Consider the following 20,077-nt stretch of genomic DNA (forward strand, 5'->3'; position numbering starts at 1 on the left):
GGTAATGTTAAAAGATTCAAAGGCGGATTTTTATAGCAATATCTATAAAATAGCAATTCCTGTAACGCTGCAAAGCCTGATTATGGCACTGTTAACCTTAACCGATCAGCTGATGGTCGGACAACTCGGCGATGTGGCCGTTGCTTCTGTAGGCATATCGATAAAAATATACGGGATTATAACTGTAGTATTGGCCGGACTGGCGACAGGAGTATCCATTTATGCCGCGCAGTTCTGGGGGAAGAAGGATGAGAGAAGCACAGCGCAGCTGCTGGGATTAGGACTGCTTCTCGGGATGGGCATCTCCATTATTTTTACGTTGCCCATTCATTTCTTCCCGGAATTCAGTCTCAGCTTATTTACTAAGGACCAGCGGCTGATCACAGAGGGGTCCGGTTTTCTGAAAGTGATCTCTCTGAGTTATATTCCGGTCATGCTGACGATGATCTATTCCGCTATTTTGCGTGCTACAGGACATGTGAAGCTCCCTATGATAACCAGTATAGCTGCAGTGTGTATTAATATTATACTTAACTATCTGCTAATCTTCGGGAAATTCGGCTTTCCGGAATGGGGGTTAAAAGGAGCAGCCATTGCTACACTTACCGCCCGGTTGTTTGAATGCTGCTTTATCATCGCAGCTGCCTATAAGCTTCGTCTTCCCGGAGCAACCCATATCCGCGACTGGTTCGGGGCATCCGGGACGCTTCTTGGGAAGTTCCTTCGCACTACGTATCCGATCGTATTGACCGAGCTGATTTGGGTGCTGGGTGAAACTGTATACGCCATTATTTACAGCCGGATGGGAACTTCAGAAATAACCGCGATGACGATAACCTATCCGCTTCAGAGCTTAAGTATCGGTTTATTATCCGGGCTCTCTAGCGCGGCCGGCATCATGATTGGGAATAAGCTGGGGGCCGACGAGCAGGATGCGGCACTGGATTTTTCAAAGCGGTTCATTAAGCTGGGTATCCTGGTTTCCCTTGGAGTCGGCGTGTTGATTGCCGTATTTGCGCCTTTGTATGTATCTATCTTTCAGGTGTCAGATGAAGCGCATCTCATGGGAACCCGCCTGGTTTGGGTATTCGCTGCATTCCTGTGGGTAAAGGTTGCCAACATGATATTGGCGGGCGGCATTCTCAACAGCGGCGGTGACAGCAAGTTTGTATTCGCAATGGAATCCACTGCGACATGGCTGATTGGTGTCCCTTCCGGATTATTAATGTCATTTGTCTGGAAACAACCTGTATTTCTGGTATACATGATATTGTCCATGGAAGAAGTGGTTAGACTTAGCATTGGGCTGATACGAATACACTCCAGAAAATGGATGAAAAATTTGGTCGCTGACATATCTGCATAAGAAGGAATGGATGCGGGGGAGAGATCCCCCGTCTTGCTTTATTACAATACAATGGAAACTGAATTGCCAAAAAAATAGATTACCATTATACACGATGATGCCAAAACTATGAATTATATATTTCAATTGACCAAAGGTAAAACTATGGTTATATTTGTAATATAATAAAATTTCTCTCATATGTTGCTACGAGTTGATTCTGAAGGAGTGGTTTACTTGATAGCTACAACCACGATTCGCAGCGAGTTGGATAACCTCATGAAACAAAAAGGCTGGAATATGAGTAATCTGGGTAGAACCATCGGTATAAATGTAGGGTCTATAAGCTCCATATTAAAGGGCAATAAGGTAATGAGCGTGGATCAGGTTGACAGGGTGACCGCGGTGCTTTCGTTGCCTGCGGGTTATTTTTACGAAAATTATATCCAGGAGAGTATGATAGAAGCGACGCCTAATTGGCGAAGGATCGGCCCGTTTCTTTACCGCTGCGCAGAACTGAATAAACTGGATTGTGTTTTGAAGACGGTTACTATTCTTCTAGAGGAATTGACCTACGCACCCTTGCTCTTTGATGTTGCCAATGATTTTTTCAAGAGAAACTGGAATGACTCTGCCGCGATTCTGTATGATAATGTGGCCAGATGTGAAATCCGCCAGCATTCCGAACGTTTGGCCTTTTGCCAATACCGTCTCTTCACACTTAGCATTGGAGATGACCAAATCCAGAACTTTGAGGCGGCCTGTCAGTTTGAACCTTTTGTCGAACGTTTGAATGAGAAGGATCAGCTGGATGCACTTAAAGATTTAGCGAATATCTATCGTTCTTTACGGCGATGGGACAAGGTTGAGGAGCTTGCCCGGGAGATGGGCCGGAAGGCCCGGATACAGTATATTAGCAAACATCGCAAAGAAGAAAGAATGCAAGAGGACTTGGCAACCAGCCTACCGCTTTTTGTATACATAGCCTATTCGAACCTGCTTCTTGCAAGTGTATGGGACGCCAGAGGGGATTTTCAGCAAGCCTTGGAATGCACCTATGCTTATGCCGATCTTAGTTGGGTCAAAGAGACGGACCCTGAGACATTACATTGGGTTGAATTGTTTCAGCATTGGGCACAAGTCAATACCTATATAAATAAGCTTCGAGGCGGAGATCAAAGTGTGATTTCTGACCTTGTTGAAATTACTAAAGGCAAAAAAGAAATCTTTACTGAGCTCCTTAATATTATTGAAGCAGCTAATCAGTATTCTTTTGATATCGATTATATTTTAGATGAATTCGAGTCTCAGATTCTCTTTTATGAACGAGATCTGGCTTCCGATGTGTATACCCGGCAGGTCATTCCTGAACAAACAGCACGGTTTAGTTACGAGTTGTCAAAATATTACCTTAAAAAAGCAATGTATGCAGAAGGATTTAAGTATTTATTAGAAAGTATGGAATCATACACTGCGAAAAACAATAGTAATGCTATTATCAAATGTGTAGGCTTATTTGAGAGTTTTAAAGAATATGCGCGGCCTGAAACATTGATACAATATCAAAGATTTATTCAAATCGAGTACCGTCTTTAAATATCTCTTCCATTTTTGAGCCTATATAACCTCTGAGTATCCGGCAGATTGTACGAGAAACTGTCCTTCCCTTGCAGGGAGGGACAGTTTTTGATTGTAATGGCTGACTCCCGTGCGCCTGGCAATTTCCGAGTGAGTGGGAATCACTCCCTGGCTTTGGTCTGCCAGAAGAAGTAGGAGACAACGATTTCGAATACCTTTAGATGTGGAAATGCTGTGAAGGAGTTGCTTTCACAACATCTTTTACAGTCAGTCTCTCGACTATTGAATAGTTATTTTAAATCTTAAAAACAGATACCGTTTGATTCATTTCTTCCGCCCTTTTGGCAAGCATGTTGGCCCCGGCAGAAACTTCCTCCATGGCTGCCGTAGTTTCCTCGACAACGGATGCTACCATTTGAGTAGAATCTGCTGCACGTTCAGAGATTTCAGCTATTTTTCTCATAGATTCCAGCATAGAAACGGTACTTCCACTTACAGATCTTGCTTCAATAGCGGCATTGTCCACCTCACCGCTGACCTCTTCAACAGCAACAACAATATCAGAGAATACGGTACCCACACCTTCGACGAGCACCATACCTTCATTTAGTGAATGAACTCCTTCATTCATTGAGATCACAACTTCGTCGGTTCTCAATGTGATTTCGTTGACCAGAGAAGAGATTTTGCCCGTTGCTTCGCTGGCCTGTGCTGCCAGTTTGCGTACTTCAAAGGCAACGACCGCGAACCCTTTTCCATGCTCGCCTGCTCTTGCAGCTTCTATGGCCGCATTTAGTGAAAGTAAGTTGGTACTGGCTGCTATGTCACTGATCATAGTTGAAATTTGACTAATCTCGGCAGACTTTTCCCCTAAAATATTAACTACTTCAGCAGATTGAGTTACCTTGCTATGAACATCTCTTATTTGAGAGACAGTGGAAGAAATTATGGCTTGACCATTATTAGCCTTCTCCTGTGCTTGGCTTGTGAGATCGGACACATTTGCAAACCGATTAGTTATTTTCTCGACGCTATTAGAAACGTCTACTGTAATATTCAAGGTTTCAGCTATATCTGCAAGCTGAGTTTGCGATCCCTCTGCGACTAAAGTAACACTTACGGCTATCTGCTCGCTGGCTATACTTGTCTGCTCTGCACTAGCTGTTAACTGCTCTGCTGTAGAGGCAACCAGTAACGAGTTATCTACCACTTCTTTTAAAAGGTTACTCAGTGACTCGCACATGACATTAAAGTCGGACGCCAGCTCGCCGACCTCGTCTTTTGATCGGACCCTAAGGGGTTCGACTTGCAGGTTCCCCCTGGTTACCAACTTCATTTGTTCCGCGATCTTTAATATAGGTTTAGTGAACGATGCAGCCAGTAAAAGCGAACCGATGATTCCAAGGATAGTGCTTATGGCAGTCAGGGAAATCATTAATATTTTACCTGATTGGTAAGAACGACTCGATAGATTGGCTGCATCCATAGCGTATTGCTCATTGAGTAGCCTAAGTTTATTAACGTCGTCTAATGCGGCATTATAAATAGCAGAATTTCCATGTATGATCATGTATGACATCACTTTATTATTTTCTTCCATCGCAGTGGAAACCACTTTTAGATACCGGAGATACATTGCCCACTGACCATAAAAGTTGGTGAACAGCTCTTTTTCCTCTACTGTGGAGGCAATACTCTGGTATTTGTTTACGCTCTCTTCCATTAAATCTATTGCTTTTGCTAGGTCAACTTGATCTTTTTTTCGGGCTGCCGGATCCTCTTCGATTATCATCCTAACGGTGAGTCTGTCAACTTCTGTTATCTGCTTGTCCATACCCTGAAGCAGAATAACGGCAGGTAAAGAGCGCTTATTAACTTTATCTGCTGCCACCCCCATATCCGACATCTTTATGATACCTACAATACTCGAAAGTGACAAAACGATAACTAATACGAGCGCCGCACTAATTAATTTTTTCTTTAAAGTCAATCTGAACATCGTTTCTTCCTCCTATGTCTGGTCTCGATGTCACCGTTGGGCTTTCCAGTAAATACGTATTTGCCGCAACAGCTCAGCCGAATCTATTTTCCCACTGATGTAGCTTTGAATAGATGCACCAGTGATGGCCCAATGATCAGGAGGAAGAGTTGTAATAAACGGTAATGTCTTTCCTTCCGAGATATACGCCTTGATCGATTTCCCCAAAGGATCTACAGGCTCTAAGGAAATGTTCTTGAACGCAGGAATAGTATTGGCCTTGTTGACTAGGAACTCTTGTCCGGGCTTTTCAAATACGAGCCAATTAAGAAACCTTTTTGCTTCCTCCTGCTGTTTAGGAGTGGTGGTTTTTGAGTCGATGATTATATATTTTGTTACACCAACTGTAATTTTTGAATTAACAGGATCATCCGAATTATTGTTTAACGGAAGAGGCAAGAAGCCGTATTCCCCATTTGCTGTATCATTGCTCTTAATTTCCCCCCAAGCCCAGTTGCCCATAAACCAAAGCCCTACTTTTCCCTCTCCAAGGGCCTTTGCTCCGTCATAAGTATTTTCCATAGGCGAATTCTTATTAATGTTGTTATCTTTGAGCAAATCTAAGGTTTGTACCCACCCAGACATCGCATCATTTTTAGACATATCTATGGAATTATTCTGCATACCCTTAACAAACTTTGAAAAACCTCCGGGTTGAACAGAATAAGATACAGTTAAAAGATGAGAGCCAAGTGACCAATCCATCGTAGAAAGCATGACTGGTTCTACACCCGTCTTCTTGATCTTAGTCATTAATAAGTTGAGGCTGCTTCTACTTTTTACCGATGAAGCATCGAAAGAGCCCCCAACCGCCTTGTCGAGTACCTTCTTATTGTATATTAATCCATAGCCTTCAACTGCAAATGGAAAGCCGAGTACAGTTTCGTTTTTCTTAACAGCATCAAGTCCATTGTCTATCGTTTCAGCCACCCATTTTTCTTTACTTAAATCAACAGCTTTGTCCAGGAACTGCTGTGTGTCCCCTGAATCAAGCATCGACATAGTTGCCGGGCTCCCTGAGCCGTACATCGACATTAACTTTTGATAACCAGACGTACCCTCCGGAGCGGATATTATCTCTAAAGTTACTCCAGGATGCTCTTGATTGTATTGTTTCGCTACTTCCTCTAATTGAGTTTTTATCTCAGTTTTGGAATTTAGAAGTGTGATCCTGGTTGTCTTCAGTGACGTTGGGGAAGCTGAACACCCCATTAACATTAATAGACATGCCAGGGAGAGTGAAATTCCCAGCTGTTTTTTCATTAAGTTTCCCTCCATATTATGAATACATTTCTAACGGAATTTATATTATCCTGAGTCCTATAAATATTTGTTTGCTTAAACTATAGGTAAGTTGTTCGAGCTAATTGTAATATAATAGGATTCAAAGACGAATAACCCTATCCCTTCTGATGTTTTTTCGAAAATCTAGCACCTTTAACTTATCGGTATATTTACCTAGGTAAATTAGGGATTTACTTTGGTAATATATGACTATGGAATCAAGACGTTTTCTTTATACTTTCCTGACTAGGGCGTTTATGCAAACTAGGGTTTTGTAAGAATTTGGTAAATAGTAAGTATAATGAGACGATACGAAATCCGTGACAACCAATGGGAAAAGATCAAGGACCTGCTGCCGCCGGAACGAAAACCACAAGGAGGGAGACCCCCGAAAGGCCATTGTCAGATGCTGAATGCCGTGCTGTGGGTGCACCCTGGCGGGATTTACCGGCTGACCGGAGGACAGTCCCATGACTCGATAACCGGCTGCGAGATCCTAAAACAGATGGACTTCATAAGAACGCAAGTGCTGGCTGACAGCTTATGACACCAATCAGTTTTTTTACCTTCTGAAGGGGCAGTCTGCAACTTCGGTCCTTCCAAGCAAAAGGAATCGTCGGGAACAAAGAGAATGAGACAAAGAACTCTATAAAGAGTGAAGCATTACCGCCGATTGGCGACTCACTATGGCAAATTAGCCTGCACCTTTATGCTGTTTTGACCTTAGCTTCGATGATGGTGTGTTTTGCTTAGGTTTGTATACATGCCCTAGTAGCTACTAGTTTTCTAGCCATTTTATTCTTGCCTCGTAAAAGAAGCAGATATAATTTAGTTTCACGAATGTAGGCGAGTCGGCTAACATCTGAGGTATTATTGAGCAGCAATTGCATATGAAGATCTCTTCATAATCAAAGCAGCAGAAGGATGAGGGTTAATGGAAGTTTTGGAAACGTTGCGTTTAGTGCTTAGGAGATTCAGAGCAGAAGATGGGCAGGACCTGCATGAATATCTTGCCTGTGAAGAGGTTGTAGAATATGAGCCTTATGGTGTTTACAATGAAGAAGACAGCCATGCTGAGGCGGTGAGACGTTCCACGGATCAGGCATTTTGGGCAGTGTGCCTGAAGGATTCAGGCAAAGTAATCGGTAACTTATACTTTCAGGAGCAGCATCCGCAGGAGTTTCAGACTTGGGAGATTGGCTATGTGTTCAACCGTGAGTATCAGGGCTGCGGCTATGCGGCTGAAGCCTGCCGTACATTGCTGGAGTACGGCTTCAATACTCTAGGAATTAGACGGATAACCGCCCATTGTGATCCGCGGAATACACCATCCTGGCGGCTGCTCGAACGGCTGAAGCTGCGGCGGGAGGGGCATTTTCTCCAGACGGGCTATTTTAAAACCGATGAACAAGGTATGCCGAAATGGCATGATACTTTTGCCTATGGTGTGCTTGGTAAGGAATGGCTGAATCTGAATCAGGAGAAAGCGGCAGAATAACAAGTGTAAGCAGAGATCTTCTTGAGAAATCGAGGAGGTCTTTCTTTGTATAAATAGTTGAGATAATTTATCTCTCCGTTTACAAAATTTATATAATTTTAACGCTGGCTTGCCATCCTCCTGATGCTGCGTTGACATCCAAGCCTTACACTTGCAGAGGTAGTAAGAAGATAAAAGCGGACTGTTAGGTCATTAGGAGGCTTCCATTTTGAGTGAACTAGAGCATTCATTAACCCTGCCTGCAAGAGAAAAAGCGGCATCGGCTGGAGTTCCCTTACGGCCGGCATATTTAAGCAAGCTGAAGGTTCAGGAGAATATGCTTGCCTACCTGTTCCTGGCTCCTTCGTTGCTGCTGTTTGGTGTGTTTTTATTCTATCCGTTGCTGAAATCCGTATATTTAAGTTTGCATAGTACGGACCCGGCGGGACGAATCGCAGCGTATGTCGGCTTTGACAATTTCACTGCCCTTTTCACTTCAGGACTATTTATGGATGGTATCCGGGTGACGGCGCTGTTTGCCCTCCTGACGGTCCCGACCGGCCTGCTGCTTGCACTTGTGCTCGCGGCGCTTACCCACAATCAGCTGCACGGCAAACGGCTGTTCCAGTTCGCCTTCTCTTTGCCTATGGTGCTGTCTGTTGGATCGGCGGCAGTGATCTGGAAATTCCTGTTTCATCCCACGCTGGGTATGCTGAATTATTTGCTGGAGCTTGCCGGGATGACGCCGGTGGCATGGCTGGTCAATCCGGATACCGCGCTGCTCTCTATCTCATTAATGACGGTATGGATGAATCTCGGGTTCAATTACATCATCCTGTCGAGCGGAATGCAGGGCATTTCGGATGAAATCTATGAGAGTGCCAGAATTGACGGAGCGGGAGCGGTTACGGTATTTCACAAGATTACCCTGCCTCTGCTGTCTCCAACCTTGTTCTTCGTGCTCGTGGTTTCGATCATTAGTGCCTTCCAGGCGTTTGGCCAGATCAATATTTTAACCGCCGGCGGACCGATGAACAGTACCAACGTGTTTGTATACTCCATCTACCGTGAGGCCTTTGTCAACTTCCGCTTCGGAACGGGCAGCGCCCAGGCATTGATGCTGTTTCTGGTTATTATGCTGCTGACGCTGATCCAGTTCAAATGGGTGGAAAGGAAAGTGCACTATCAATGAAAAAGCCAAAAGCAGGACGAGTACTTACCTACTGTATGCTCACTGTGGTGGCGGCACTGGTATTGTATCCCGTGTTCTACAGCTTCTTCATGGCCGTTATGGCCCCGGAAGAGGCTAGCGCTTATCCGCCGTCCATCGTTCCACATTCCTTTCATCCGGAGAACTTTAGCGAAGTGTTCGATATTATTCCGATCGCCGCCTTTATTGGCAATACCTTTCTGGTATCCGGTATTGTCATGATCGGCCAATTGATCACCGCCAGTCTGGCAGCTTACGCCTTCGCCCAGATGAATTTCAAAGGGAAATCACTGATGTTCAGCCTGTTCGTGGCCACGATGATGGTTCCCTGGGAAGTGACGATGATTCCCAATTATTTGACTGTACGCAGCCTGGATTGGCTGGATACTTATCAGGGTCTGACCATACCTTTTCTGGCGACGGCCTTCGGCACCTTCCTGCTGCGGCAGTTCTTTATGCAGCTGCCCAAAGAGCTGTTTGAGGCAGCCAAAATCGACGGCTGCGGGCATATTCGCTACTTTCTGTTTCATATGCTGCCGCTCTCCAGACCGGCACTGGGCACCTTGGCTGTCTACTCTTTTCTGAATATGTACAATTCCTATCTCTGGCCGCTGCTTGTTACGAACAGCAAACCGATGCGGACGGTGCAGATCGGAATCTCCATGCTTGAATTTCAGGAATCGACCTCGTGGAATCTGGTATTTGCCGGAATCACACTGGCCATTCTGCCTTCGCTGCTGCTGCTGGTATTCGGATTGAAGCAGCTTGTCCGGGGCATGGCGGCCGGTGCACTGAAGGGGTAAGTGATAGGATGCACAGAGCTAAAAGCTAGTCAGCTGCTTATTGCAGATGATGAATACGTATATAGCTTCTTCAATCCAAATTATAGGGGAAAAAGGAGAGATACTTAGAATGAAACAATTCAAACAGGGTATGGTTCCATTGCTTGCGAGCCTGATGCTGGTTCTTGCTGCCTGCGGCAACAATTCAAATGCAGTTGAGAACAATAATACAGCCGGCAGCACCTCCTCAGGCAGTGATGGGGAAGTGAGTGCCGCTGCCGCTCCGGTAAAACTCAGCTGGTGGCATTCTATGTCCGGTGCGGGTGAAAAAGCGATTAATCAGATTGTCTCCGACTTCAATGCCAGCCAGACCGGCATCAAGGTGGAAGCGGTGTACCAGGGTAAATATGATGAAAGCTTGAACAAGCTGAAAGCCTCCATCGGCTCGAACAGCGGACCGGATCTGATCCAGGTCTATGAAATCGGCAGCAAGTTTATGATTGATTCGAAGATGATCACACCGGTGCAGCAGTTTATCGACCAGGACGGTTTTGATCTGTCAGGTCTGGAACTCAACATTATCCGATACTATACGATTGACGATAAGTTAAATGCAATGCCGTTCAATACATCCAATCCGATTCTTTATTATAATAAAGATGCTTTCAAAGCAGCCGGACTTGATCCTGAGAACCCTCCTAAGACATTCGAGGAATTCGAAGCCGCTGCCAAAGCATTAAGCAAAGACGGTAAAGCCGGAGCGACAATTGCCATCTACGGCTGGTTCATGGAGCAGCTGTTTGCCAATCAGAACGCAGATTATGTTAATAACGGCAATGGACGCGAAGCCGCTGCCACAGAATCGCTGCTGGCTTCGGATGCCGGTGTTAGCACACTGGAATGGTGGAAAAAGATGGTCGACGATAAAGTAGTCGCCAATCTGGGACGGGACACAGATGATACGGATAGCGCGTTCGCTGCAGGCCAGGTAGCGATGACACTGAACTCTACGGCTTCGCTGCGCAATATGGTAGAGGCGGCTGGCGGCAAATTCGAAGTTGGCACAGGTTTCCTGCCGAAACCTGCCTCGGCGAAGGACGGCGGAGTGATTGTCGGAGGAGCCAGCCTGTATATTATGAATAACAAACCGGAAGCGCAGCAGAAGGCGGCATGGGAATTTATCAAATATGTGGCCTCACCGGAGGTTCAGGCAAAATGGAGTGTAAGCACCGGGTACTTCCCGATTAACAAGGCTGCTTATGAGCAGCAAGTGCTCAAGGATAATATGGTGAAATATCCGCAGTTCCAGACTGCTGTTGACCAGCTTCATGCTTCGAGTGCTTCAACGGCGACCTCGGGTGCGGTAATGGGCGTATTCCCCGAAGCACGCCAGATTGTTGAAGGTGCGATTGAAGAAGCGCTGAACGGACAAAAAGAGCCTAAACAGGCGCTGGAGGATGCCGGCAAACAGATTACCGGGAAAATCGGCGAGTACAATGCTACGGTGAAATAGAACTCCGAAGTCAATGAATGGGGCTGCATTCGACAGCTGAGGTGGAAGCCGGGCAGATGCCCGGCTTCTTTTTTGTTATATAAGGATTTAAATGTCCGCTGCGGAAATGGTCCTTCTATAGTGCCCGGAAACAGTTAACGTTTGGGAAAAAAGGTTCTATATAGGCTGTGCAATTGGATGAAATATCCTATTGCACGACTCTTTTTTGTGTTTTTTGGATTCCTCTTAATTTAAACCCTCATTAATACGATAAATATAAAGTGCTATTTGGAGTACCACGATTATAGCAGTCTTTATTTATTCCATATAGTTACATCAAAGGGGGAACAGAAAGTGAGACACACCATTAAAATGAAGATTGATTTAAGATTGAAATTGTATTTGATCATTCTGGTTCCGCTGCTGGCCATGGGTGTACTGATTATGTGGTCCACAATAACATCCAGTACAAGTGCTTCATTAACTACGATGCAGCATAACAATCAGCAATTGGCGGTGAACACCACGCAGCTGCTGGGTCAAGAATCCGAATCTATTAAGAAACTACATGCCAGTGCTTCAGAGAAAAGCAATGAATACAAACGTCTTAGAAACGAGCTCATTACAGCACGTCTTCAATCAGGGGCGCTATATGTATACATGTATAACAAGACTTCCGAGGGTTGGGAGTATACGGTAGACGGAGCAGGATGGGATGACGCTGATTATAGTCCTTATGGGGGGGAGATGAAATTTGCTCCCGAGATTGAGAAGCGATTATTAAGTGGTGAAGTAGTCACCACGGGTATTGTTAATGATCCGACCTGGGGCCAGCTGTTATCTTCATTCTCGCCCATCAAGGACTCAGGAGGTAAGATTATTGGTTATTTGGGCATTGATATTTCTGCTAAGGCAGTGAATCAAATATCAGCAGAAACTTTGGCTGACTCCTATCGGACGGTTATCCCCATTTTTGCTGTTGTGCTGATTCTATCGCTGCTGATGATGTTGTTCGTGGTGAGGGGAATCCTAAGGCAGGTTCGTGATATTAAGTCTAGTCTCGAGCAGGTCGCAGACGGGAATCTTAAAGTGATCTCAAGACATATCACGAAAGACCAGCTGGGCGATATCAGCGGGTTGATTAACCGGATGGTCGCGCAATTAACGAAGATCATTGTTGGAATACAGCAAGGCTCAAGTACTCTGCAGCAGTCCTCGGGCAATATAGCCAACACGGTCCAGACGAACCAGCGCCAGACCGAAGAGCTGTCCCGTGCGATTGAGGAAATTGCTGCGGGTTCTATGAAGCAGGCTGAGGAAACAGAGCAATCGGTGAAGCATTCAGATAATCTCGGCAAAATTATGGATGAAGTGGGTTCGTATGTGCATCAATTTACTGATACTTCAGAGCGGTTGTCTGCTGTTCAAATGCAGGTTACCCGTGAACATGAGGCACTGCTGGAGAAGGGACGGGAGAATGCTAAGCGGGTCGGGCACCAGCAGGAGATTTCCAGATCACTGACGGCTCAATCCCAACTGGCTTCTTCGATCAGCGGCCAAATTCACAGTATTCTGAAACAAACAAAGATCCTGTCCCTGAACGCTTCTATTGAGGCAGCCAGAGCTGGTGATGCGGGTAAAGGCTTCGCGGTGGTCGCCGGAGAAATGGGCCAGCTTGCCCGGCAATCCGAACAATCTATTCAGGAGATTGATGCAATCCTGGGGTCCTTTGTACAAGAGACTCATCGTATGGGCAGCCAATTCGATGAGAATATAGCGGCGGTTAAGGAACAGGAGAGTCAGATTGCTGATTGTCTTCAAGCTTTCGGAGAGGTCAGCAGTATTTCGGCTGAAGTGCAGGAGCTGGCACAGCGGCTGCAAGGCCGTACGGCGGACATGCACGCCATCCGGCAGGAAGTGGAACAACATTTAAGCTACATTGCTTCGGCAACTGAAGAGACTTCGGCAATGTCTGAAGAAGTCGCGGCAAGTGCAGTGGAACAGAAGCGGTCCGCAGAAGAACTATCAATCGTCTCCGGGCAGCTCGCGGGACTTGCCGGCAATCTGAAAGCTTATTCCGATCAGTTTCAAGTAGAAACTCAGAAATTGTTAGAATGACGAATCGTCAGACTAATCCTTTACAAACCTCCCGGATCTATCGGATGATAGAATCAGCTTGAGAAGAAACAGGTGAATCAGATGAAAATTAACCGTTTGCTGGGAATCGTAGTCTATCTGCTCAATCGGGAGGTGGTCAGTGCCCGTGCACTGGCCGGGAAATTCGAGGTTTCGCCGCGTACGATTCAACGTGACATCGAATCTATTGGGCTAGCCGGGATTCCGGTGGGATCGCTGCAAGGCACTAACGGAGGTTATTACATACTCGACAGCTTCAAAATGAACAGACAGCTGCTTCAGTCCGAGGATTACGCTTATATTCTGGCCGCCCTGAAGGGGCTGGTATCGGGCTACAGCAGCAGACGCGCAGAGGATACCATGGAGAAAATCATGTCCTTAACACCGGAGAAGGAGGCAGTGCCGCAGCCCTTTCAGCTTGATTTGGGGGTTCTAAGGGAGGGAGCGGGCACGGGAGAGGCGATTGAAGTTATAGAACATGCCGTCCGCCGGAAAAAAGTGCTTCACTTTCAATATACCAATGCAAGGAATGAGGTGTCAGACAGAAATGTCGAGCCATTGCTCTTAACCTATAAGTGGTATGCCTGGTATTTATTCGCTTATTGCTGTGACAATTGCGGATACCGGCTGTTCCGTCTGTCCCGAATCCGGGAGCTTCGGGACACGGACGGGACCTTTTCAAAACTGCATCAAGATGCGGAAAGTCTGCTGGCGGAGGCGCAGGATCACCGGCCGTACATAACCGTTAAGCTTGCATGTCCGGCAGGTCTCAGGGTGCTGATGGAGGAGCTGCTCCCCAATGCGGTGCTGATAGAAGTCCGGGGTCAGGAACTGGTCATGGGCTTCACCGTCCCGGAAGAGGAGAACGGCTGGTTCGGAACATTGCTGTTGTACGGCCATCAGCTTACAGTGCTTGAACCTCTGTCACTGTGCCAGCGAATGGCGGACCATGCCAGTAATCTGCTTAATAAATATGCCGAATGTAAGACCAAAGAATTGGTGCTCTGCAAAGATGTGGATACCGAAAAGTGAAGAACAAAGCTGTTTTTTCGTACGATTACTATTACATAAAAGAATTTAGCAGAATGTTGTAATTATTGATTGTTCAGCGTAGTGATTGTAGCACGTTTCTCCACCCTTTCCGGAGGGGGAAGAAACGCGCTGTTTTTTGCGGGCAGATTGTGTGATCCCTCCCGTACCAGCCGGAAAATCCTCCAACCTCTTTACGCTAAGCTGTAAATATCCCTGTTCGGCTCTTCAAGCGCCGGTTCTCAATCACCTCTTCGTAATCCCGGATCAGGCTGTCAAAGATATGCTCCCAGGAGCGGCCGAGCGCGAGCCGCCGTCCCTCCAGGCCCATAGCCATCCGTTGCTCCGGCTGATCCGCCATAGTGCATATTTCCTTCACCAGTTCCCCCGGCTGATGCGGTTCAAACAGTGACCCGGTCACACCGGACAGGACCAAATCCGTTGTGCCGCCTGCCCCGGCAGCGATGACAGGCAGGCCCGAGGCCATCGCTTCCAGAACAACGTTCCCGAAGGTTTCCGTGCTGGAGGGGAACACGAATACATCTGCCGAAGCATACAGCTCCGCCAATTCTTCCCCGTGCTTGCACCCGGTGAAGCTGACATTGCGCGGCGCCTGCGCCCGCAGCTCCGGCAGCAGCGGGCCGTCTCCCACGACCAGCAGGTGAACCGCCGCTGCCGTGGATTCCGGCAGCTGCCGCATGGCGGTTAAGAGGGTGGGGATGTCTTTTTCCGGAGCAATCCGTCCGACATATAGCAATACTACCGGTGCCGTAATTCCGTAACGCTCCCGTACCTGTCCGCTGCGTTTCTCCGGTGTGAACAGACTGCAGTCAATTCCCCTCGACCACAGCCGCAGCCGGGTGAATCCGTGCGAGCGCAGCGTAGCTTCTGTCTCCCGCGAAGGGGCCAGGATGGCATCGCAGGAACGGTGAAACCATTTCATGTATTTCCAGTAGAGCGGAATGATTCTTCTCATCCGGTAGTATTGAAGATAACGGTCGAAGTGGGTGTGGTAGGAAGCAACATGAGCGAGGTTCTGCTTCTGGGCATAGCGGAGACCGTACAGGCCGATGTTGAACGGGGTGGCCATATGCAGCAGATCGGGCCGGAAGGTCCGCAGTTCTTGCTGGATGGAGGACATGGCGGGCAGCGCCAGCCGGCACTCGGGATACAGAAAAAAGGGGATGCTGGCAATCGGACGGACGGGATCGGCGAAATGTTCTTCAGGGGCAGATTTCGGGGTGAAGAGCAGATGCTCGATGCCGCGGCGGTGTAAATGACCGGCGAGCCGGTGAAGCGTGCGGGCGACTCCGTTGGTTTGAGGAAGATAGGTGTCCGTAAACAAGGCAATACGCATGGATAATCCCTCCCGGTGCTCTTGTTGTCTTGATCATAACAGGCGAATATTTCAGAGAAGTCATCGGGGCATCAACTCATTTCCGTCTTCAAGTGGCGGTTTATTCTGAGGTTTACACTCCGTTTATGCAAATCGGCAAATCAGAACATACTCGTCCTCTATAGTAGAAAAAAATCTATAGAGTATTGGAGTGACAATCACTTGAATTCAACAGGCAAAACAATCCTTTCCCTGCTGATTGCCGCAGAACTGGCAGTGGGCCCTGTGTGGAACGCAGGTCCGGCAACAGCTGCAGCAGCACCCGGGGCCGGCACTCCGTATACCGCTGGCGGCGTTTATGATGTAACCGTTCCCCATATTGTCGTGAACCAGATTTATGGCGGAGGGGATGCCGAAACAACGGGAGGTTACTTCTCCAAGGGCTATATCGAACTTTACAATCCTACGGATTCCGCTGTGGATTTAAGCGGCTGGTCCGTGCAATACTCAGATCCAACCATGAACGGAGCCTGGAGCAAGCTGGAGCTGACCGGCACGATTCACGCGTATTCTTCTTATCTGATTACGGACGGCAAAGTGAACCCAGACTTTAAAAGTGATATCAACGGCAAAGGCGATCAGGTATGGAGTGATATTCTCTTTTACAATAAAGGAATGAAGGTGGTGCTGCTGAACAGTACTACGCTGCTGGAAACGGCAAATCCGTTCCTGAATAAACCGGATTCCTACGTGGATATGATCGGCACGGCAGGCAATGACAACGGCTCAACCATCGACGGCTATGAAAGTGACTATCCGACCGGCAAATCCGGCGGTACCTCGAAGCAGAAGTCGGTGTGGCGCAGCGATTTTGCCGATAGTGACAATAATAAAACGGATCTTAAGCAGATCAGCTTCGATTCACTGGATGCGGGAACGCTGAATCGGATGAAGCCGCACAGCAGCGCCGACGGAGCATGGGGCATGGCTATTCAGCCTCTTGGACTGGCGGACCAGTCTCTGCCTGCAGCCACGGCCGGATCACCGTATTCGGTAACACTGTCCGTATATGGCGGGACATTGCCCTATACCTTTGAGGCGGCGGGGCTGCCCGAAGGTCTGAGCCTGGATGCTTCATCCGGCAAGATCAGCGGAACTCCGGCGGCAGCAGGTCCGGCAACGGTCAGTGTCTCAGTATACGACAGCAGTGCTCCTGCTATGAAGGCGGAAGGCAGCCTTCCGCTGACGGTGGATAAGCCGGCAGGGGAGCCAACTGCGGATATTATCAGCATTACAAAGATTGGCGGATACTCTGTCGGGGTTACCAATGAAGACGGCGGTGTGGCGGAGATCGTCAAGTATAACCGTGATAACGGAAAGTTCTATCTGGTCAACGGTTCGACGCATCCGGCGACAGTAGATATCGTAAATCTGAAGGACGGCATCCATCCGGAAAAGGAAAAGAGCATCAACGTGGAGCAGCTGGCGGAAACCGGAGGCTTCAGCTATGGCGACCTGACCAGTGTGGACATTAACCCGGTAACGAAGCGGATTGCTGTAGCCATACAGGAAGCGGATGCCATGAAGAACGGCAAAATTCTTCTGCTGGATTATGACGGTAAGCTGCTGGATACCTATGAGGCTGGAGTCCAGCCTGATATGATCAAATTCACCGGGGATGGCCGCTTTATTCTTACGGCTGACGAGGCCGAGCCCCGAACATTGGAGGGGGACCCGGAAGGCAGTGTGACGATCATTGACACGACCGCGAAATCAGCGGGTTACGTCAAGTTCGACAACCCTGAACGGATCGACGATCTCGTGCATATCCGCGGGGCGGTTGATCCGGCAACGAAGCTGATTACAGGAAAGGGAACGAAGGAAGAGGCAGTCCGCGACCTGGAGCCGGAATTTATCGAGCTGTCCGAAGATCAGAAGACCGCTTATATTACCCTTCAGGAGAACAATGCAGTAGCTGCAGTTGATATTGCTTCCCGCAAGCTGCTGTGGGTCAAGGGGCTTGGATTTAAGGATTTGAGCGATCCGCTAAATGGACTTGACCTCGTGAAGGACAGCAAGAGCAGGCTGGAAAATGTTCCGTTCTTCGGCGTTTATATGCCAGATGGGATCAGCCAGTATAGCGTTAACGGCAAGACCTACTTGTTCACGGCCAATGAGGGCGATGCCACGGAATGGGACAGCAAGGAAAATGCCAGCACGATCGGCAAAATGAAGGGTGCGCTTGAACCTGACTCCGCTGCTGCAATGTTCCTGAACGGAAATACGAAATATGACGGTGTAGAGGTCATGTCGGATATGGGGCATGACGGCATGTACCTGTATGGGGGCCGTTCCTTCTCGGTATGGGACGCTGATACGCTGAAGCAGGTGTATGACAGCGGCAGTGACTTTGAACGGATTACAGCGGAGCGGCTGCCTGATTATTTCAACGCAAGCAACAGCAATACAACGCTGGACAGCCGCAGCACCAAAAAAGGACCGGAGCCTGAATATGTTAAGGTAGGCAAGGTCGGGCAAAAAGCGCTGGCCTTCATCGGGCTGGAGCGCATCGGCGGCCTAATGACTTACGATGTCAGCAATCCTGAGCAGCCGCAGTTTCTCAACTATATTAATTCCCGTGAATTCACGCCGAAAAATAATATCGCTACAGACACCGGGCCGGAAGGCATCGAGTTCATTCCGGCAACGGACAGTCCGACCGGACTTCCCTTGGTGCTGGTAGCCAATGAGGTAGGAGGCACTGTAGCGGTATATCAATTAAATGTTACAAAGGTTACGCTGGACCAGAAGTCACTCTCTCTAAAAGCGGGAGGAGCAGCGGCAACGCTCAAAGCCGAGGTTAAGCCAGCGGCTGGAACTCCAGAGAATTCGGCGCTTAGCTGGAGCTCCTCTGATCCTGCAGTGGCCGCAGTGGACCAGAATGGGACAGTCACGCCGCTGGCAGCGGGAACGGTGACCGTCTCCGTATACAGTGCGGATGGTTATGGCATAGCCGAATCGCTGGTGACTGTAGCTGCGGCTGATCCGGTCATTACGAATCCGGGTCCAGGCGGCTCTGCGGGGCAGACCCCGGCAGTTGCAGCTCAACCCCCGGCGGTAACGGTTGAAGGCTCCAAGGTTGTTCTTGAACTCAAGGCCGCAGCAGGTGCGGATGGAGCGGCGACTCTGTCGGTTACTGCCGAAGCCGTGACAGCAGCGCTGGAATCGTTAAAAACTTCTGCCGGCAAAGAGCTGGTTTTCCGCGTAGCTAGTACAAGCAGTGCGGCCAAGACCGCTACATTGGAGGTTCCCGCCGCAGTCTGGGGTGCTATTTCCGGCAGCACTGTGCAAAATGTGACATTCGCAGCGGGACCTGGAAGCGTCTCGTTCGACCGCACTTCGGTAATTGCATTGAACACTGCGGCAAACGGTGAACCGGTGAAACTATCTATTACGGGAACCGATCTTGGCAGGGTTATGGGCAATCCCGCTGGAGGTATAAGCGAAGCCGCGCGGAGCACAGTCGGCAGCCGTCCGGTTATCAACCTTACCGTGCAAACCGGTAGCCGTACCCTATCCAGCTTTGGGGGAGGTAAAGTGCTGGTGAGCATCCCGTATTCACTGTCTTCTGCAGAGGATGCCAATGCGGTAGTGGCCTACAATGTTACTGCTGCAGGCGAGCTGGTTGTGCTTCCTGGCAGCCGCTATAATGCGGTGAGCGGTCAGTTGACCTTCCGTACCGCGCATTTCTCTGCTTATGCGGTTGGTTACAGCAACCCGGGCTTTACCGATACCGCTGCCAGCTTTGCCAAAGACTCTATCACGTATCTGGCGGCACGCGGCATTATTTCCGGAATCAACAAAAACCAGTTTGATTATAAGAGCAACCTGAGCCGTGGCGACGCAGCCCTGCTATTGGCCCGTCTGGCCGGGGCGGAGCTGAACACGGCAGTGTCCGGCAGCTTCACAGATGTGAAGGCGGATGACTATTATGCTGCGGCCATCGCCTGGGCGAACGTTAGCGGAATCGTAAACGGCACCGGAGACGGGAAGTTTGCGCCTAAGGCGAAGGTTACACGCGAACAGCTCGCAGTTATGATTATCCGTCTGGCGGATGAGCGGAACTGGACGCTGCCAGTAAGCGGCGGCACTGCTGTATTCACAGACCGCCAGTCCATTAGTTCTTATGCGCTGGAAGCTGCTGGAGCTGTCCAGCAGGCGGGAATCATCTCAGGCAAAACCGCCCCGGATGGCGGTGTTAACTTTGCGCCGCAGGCTTCAGCTACGCGTGAGGAAACCGCGCAGATGCTGGCTGCACTGCTCAAGCTTGCCGACTGAACCCGGCAACGGATTTCTTTGATTACCCCTGA

At 48.5% G+C, this 20,077-nt stretch carries 12 protein-coding genes and 1 pseudogene; 10 read left to right on the forward strand and 3 right to left on the reverse strand.

The genetic code is table 11. From position 1 onward, the window contains the following. The first annotated feature begins 4 nt into the window (after positions 1-4). Positions 5-1,366 (forward strand): MATE family efflux transporter, encoded by a 1,362-nt coding sequence (locus NSS79_RS11560; RefSeq protein WP_342439472.1) that lies wholly within the window; start codon positions 5-7, stop codon positions 1,364-1,366. A gap of 216 nt (positions 1,367-1,582) precedes the next feature. Continuing rightward, positions 1,583-2,941, forward strand: a complete 1,359-nt coding sequence (locus NSS79_RS11565; RefSeq protein WP_342439473.1) for a helix-turn-helix transcriptional regulator — start codon at positions 1,583-1,585, stop codon at positions 2,939-2,941. Positions 2,942-3,218: 277 nt separating this feature from the next. On the opposite strand, the gene NSS79_RS11570 is transcribed toward NSS79_RS11565, so the two are convergent. Both NSS79_RS11570 and NSS79_RS11575 read right to left on the reverse strand, forming a co-directional pair. Continuing rightward, positions 3,219-4,922 carry a methyl-accepting chemotaxis protein gene (locus tag NSS79_RS11570; protein ID WP_342439474.1) on the reverse strand — a complete coding sequence of 568 codons (1,704 nt, stop codon included), beginning with the start codon at positions 4,920-4,922 and terminating at the stop codon, positions 3,219-3,221. A 30-nt stretch (positions 4,923-4,952) separates the two neighbouring features. After that, positions 4,953-6,224, reverse strand: coding sequence for an ABC transporter substrate-binding protein (locus NSS79_RS11575; RefSeq protein ID WP_342439475.1), 1,272 nt, complete (start codon positions 6,222-6,224; stop codon positions 4,953-4,955). Between the two features lie 322 nt (positions 6,225-6,546). Between NSS79_RS11575 and NSS79_RS11580 the strand changes: the two are divergent. From NSS79_RS11580 to NSS79_RS11610, 7 genes and pseudogenes are all read left to right on the forward strand, one after another. Further along, positions 6,547-6,698: pseudogene (locus NSS79_RS11580) on the forward strand (transposase); the annotation flags it as partial. A gap of 481 nt (positions 6,699-7,179) precedes the next feature. Continuing rightward, complete coding sequence (locus tag NSS79_RS11585) at positions 7,180-7,743, forward strand: GNAT family N-acetyltransferase (RefSeq protein ID WP_342439476.1); 564 nt, start codon at positions 7,180-7,182, stop codon at positions 7,741-7,743. 208 nt (positions 7,744-7,951) lie between these two features. Then, entirely contained in the window at positions 7,952-8,914 is a 963-nt protein-coding gene (locus tag NSS79_RS11590; RefSeq protein WP_342439477.1) for a sugar ABC transporter permease, read from the forward strand. After that, positions 8,911-9,735: a carbohydrate ABC transporter permease gene (locus NSS79_RS11595; RefSeq protein WP_342439478.1), complete on the forward strand. Its 825-nt coding sequence runs from the start codon at positions 8,911-8,913 to the stop codon at positions 9,733-9,735. The genes NSS79_RS11590 and NSS79_RS11595 overlap by 4 nt, the downstream gene beginning before the upstream one ends. Positions 9,736-9,844: 109 nt before the next feature. After that, entirely contained in the window at positions 9,845-11,227 is a 1,383-nt protein-coding gene (locus tag NSS79_RS11600) for an ABC transporter substrate-binding protein (RefSeq protein ID WP_342439479.1), read from the forward strand. A gap of 333 nt (positions 11,228-11,560) precedes the next feature. Further along, the gene (locus NSS79_RS11605; RefSeq protein WP_342439480.1) at positions 11,561-13,324 is read left to right on the forward strand and encodes a methyl-accepting chemotaxis protein; all 1,764 of its coding nucleotides are present in this window, start codon (positions 11,561-11,563) and stop codon (positions 13,322-13,324) included. Positions 13,325-13,405: 81 nt separating this feature from the next. After that, complete coding sequence (locus NSS79_RS11610) at positions 13,406-14,374, forward strand: YafY family protein (protein WP_342439481.1); 969 nt, start codon at positions 13,406-13,408, stop codon at positions 14,372-14,374. 196 nt (positions 14,375-14,570) lie between these two features. Here NSS79_RS11610 and NSS79_RS11615 read toward each other — a convergent pair whose 3' ends face one another. Further along, the gene (locus tag NSS79_RS11615) at positions 14,571-15,728 is read right to left on the reverse strand and encodes a glycosyltransferase family 1 protein (protein ID WP_342439482.1); all 1,158 of its coding nucleotides are present in this window, start codon (positions 15,726-15,728) and stop codon (positions 14,571-14,573) included. 201 nt (positions 15,729-15,929) lie between these two features. Between NSS79_RS11615 and NSS79_RS11620 the strand changes: the two genes are divergently transcribed. Then, complete coding sequence (locus NSS79_RS11620) at positions 15,930-20,045, forward strand: choice-of-anchor I family protein (protein ID WP_342439483.1); 4,116 nt, start codon at positions 15,930-15,932, stop codon at positions 20,043-20,045. The last annotated feature ends 32 nt before the right edge of the window (positions 20,046-20,077 follow it).

Origin of the sequence: Paenibacillus sp. FSL L8-0436, assembly GCF_038593025.1 — a bacterium.
Lineage (GTDB): Bacteria > Bacillota > Bacilli > Paenibacillales > Paenibacillaceae > Paenibacillus_AQ.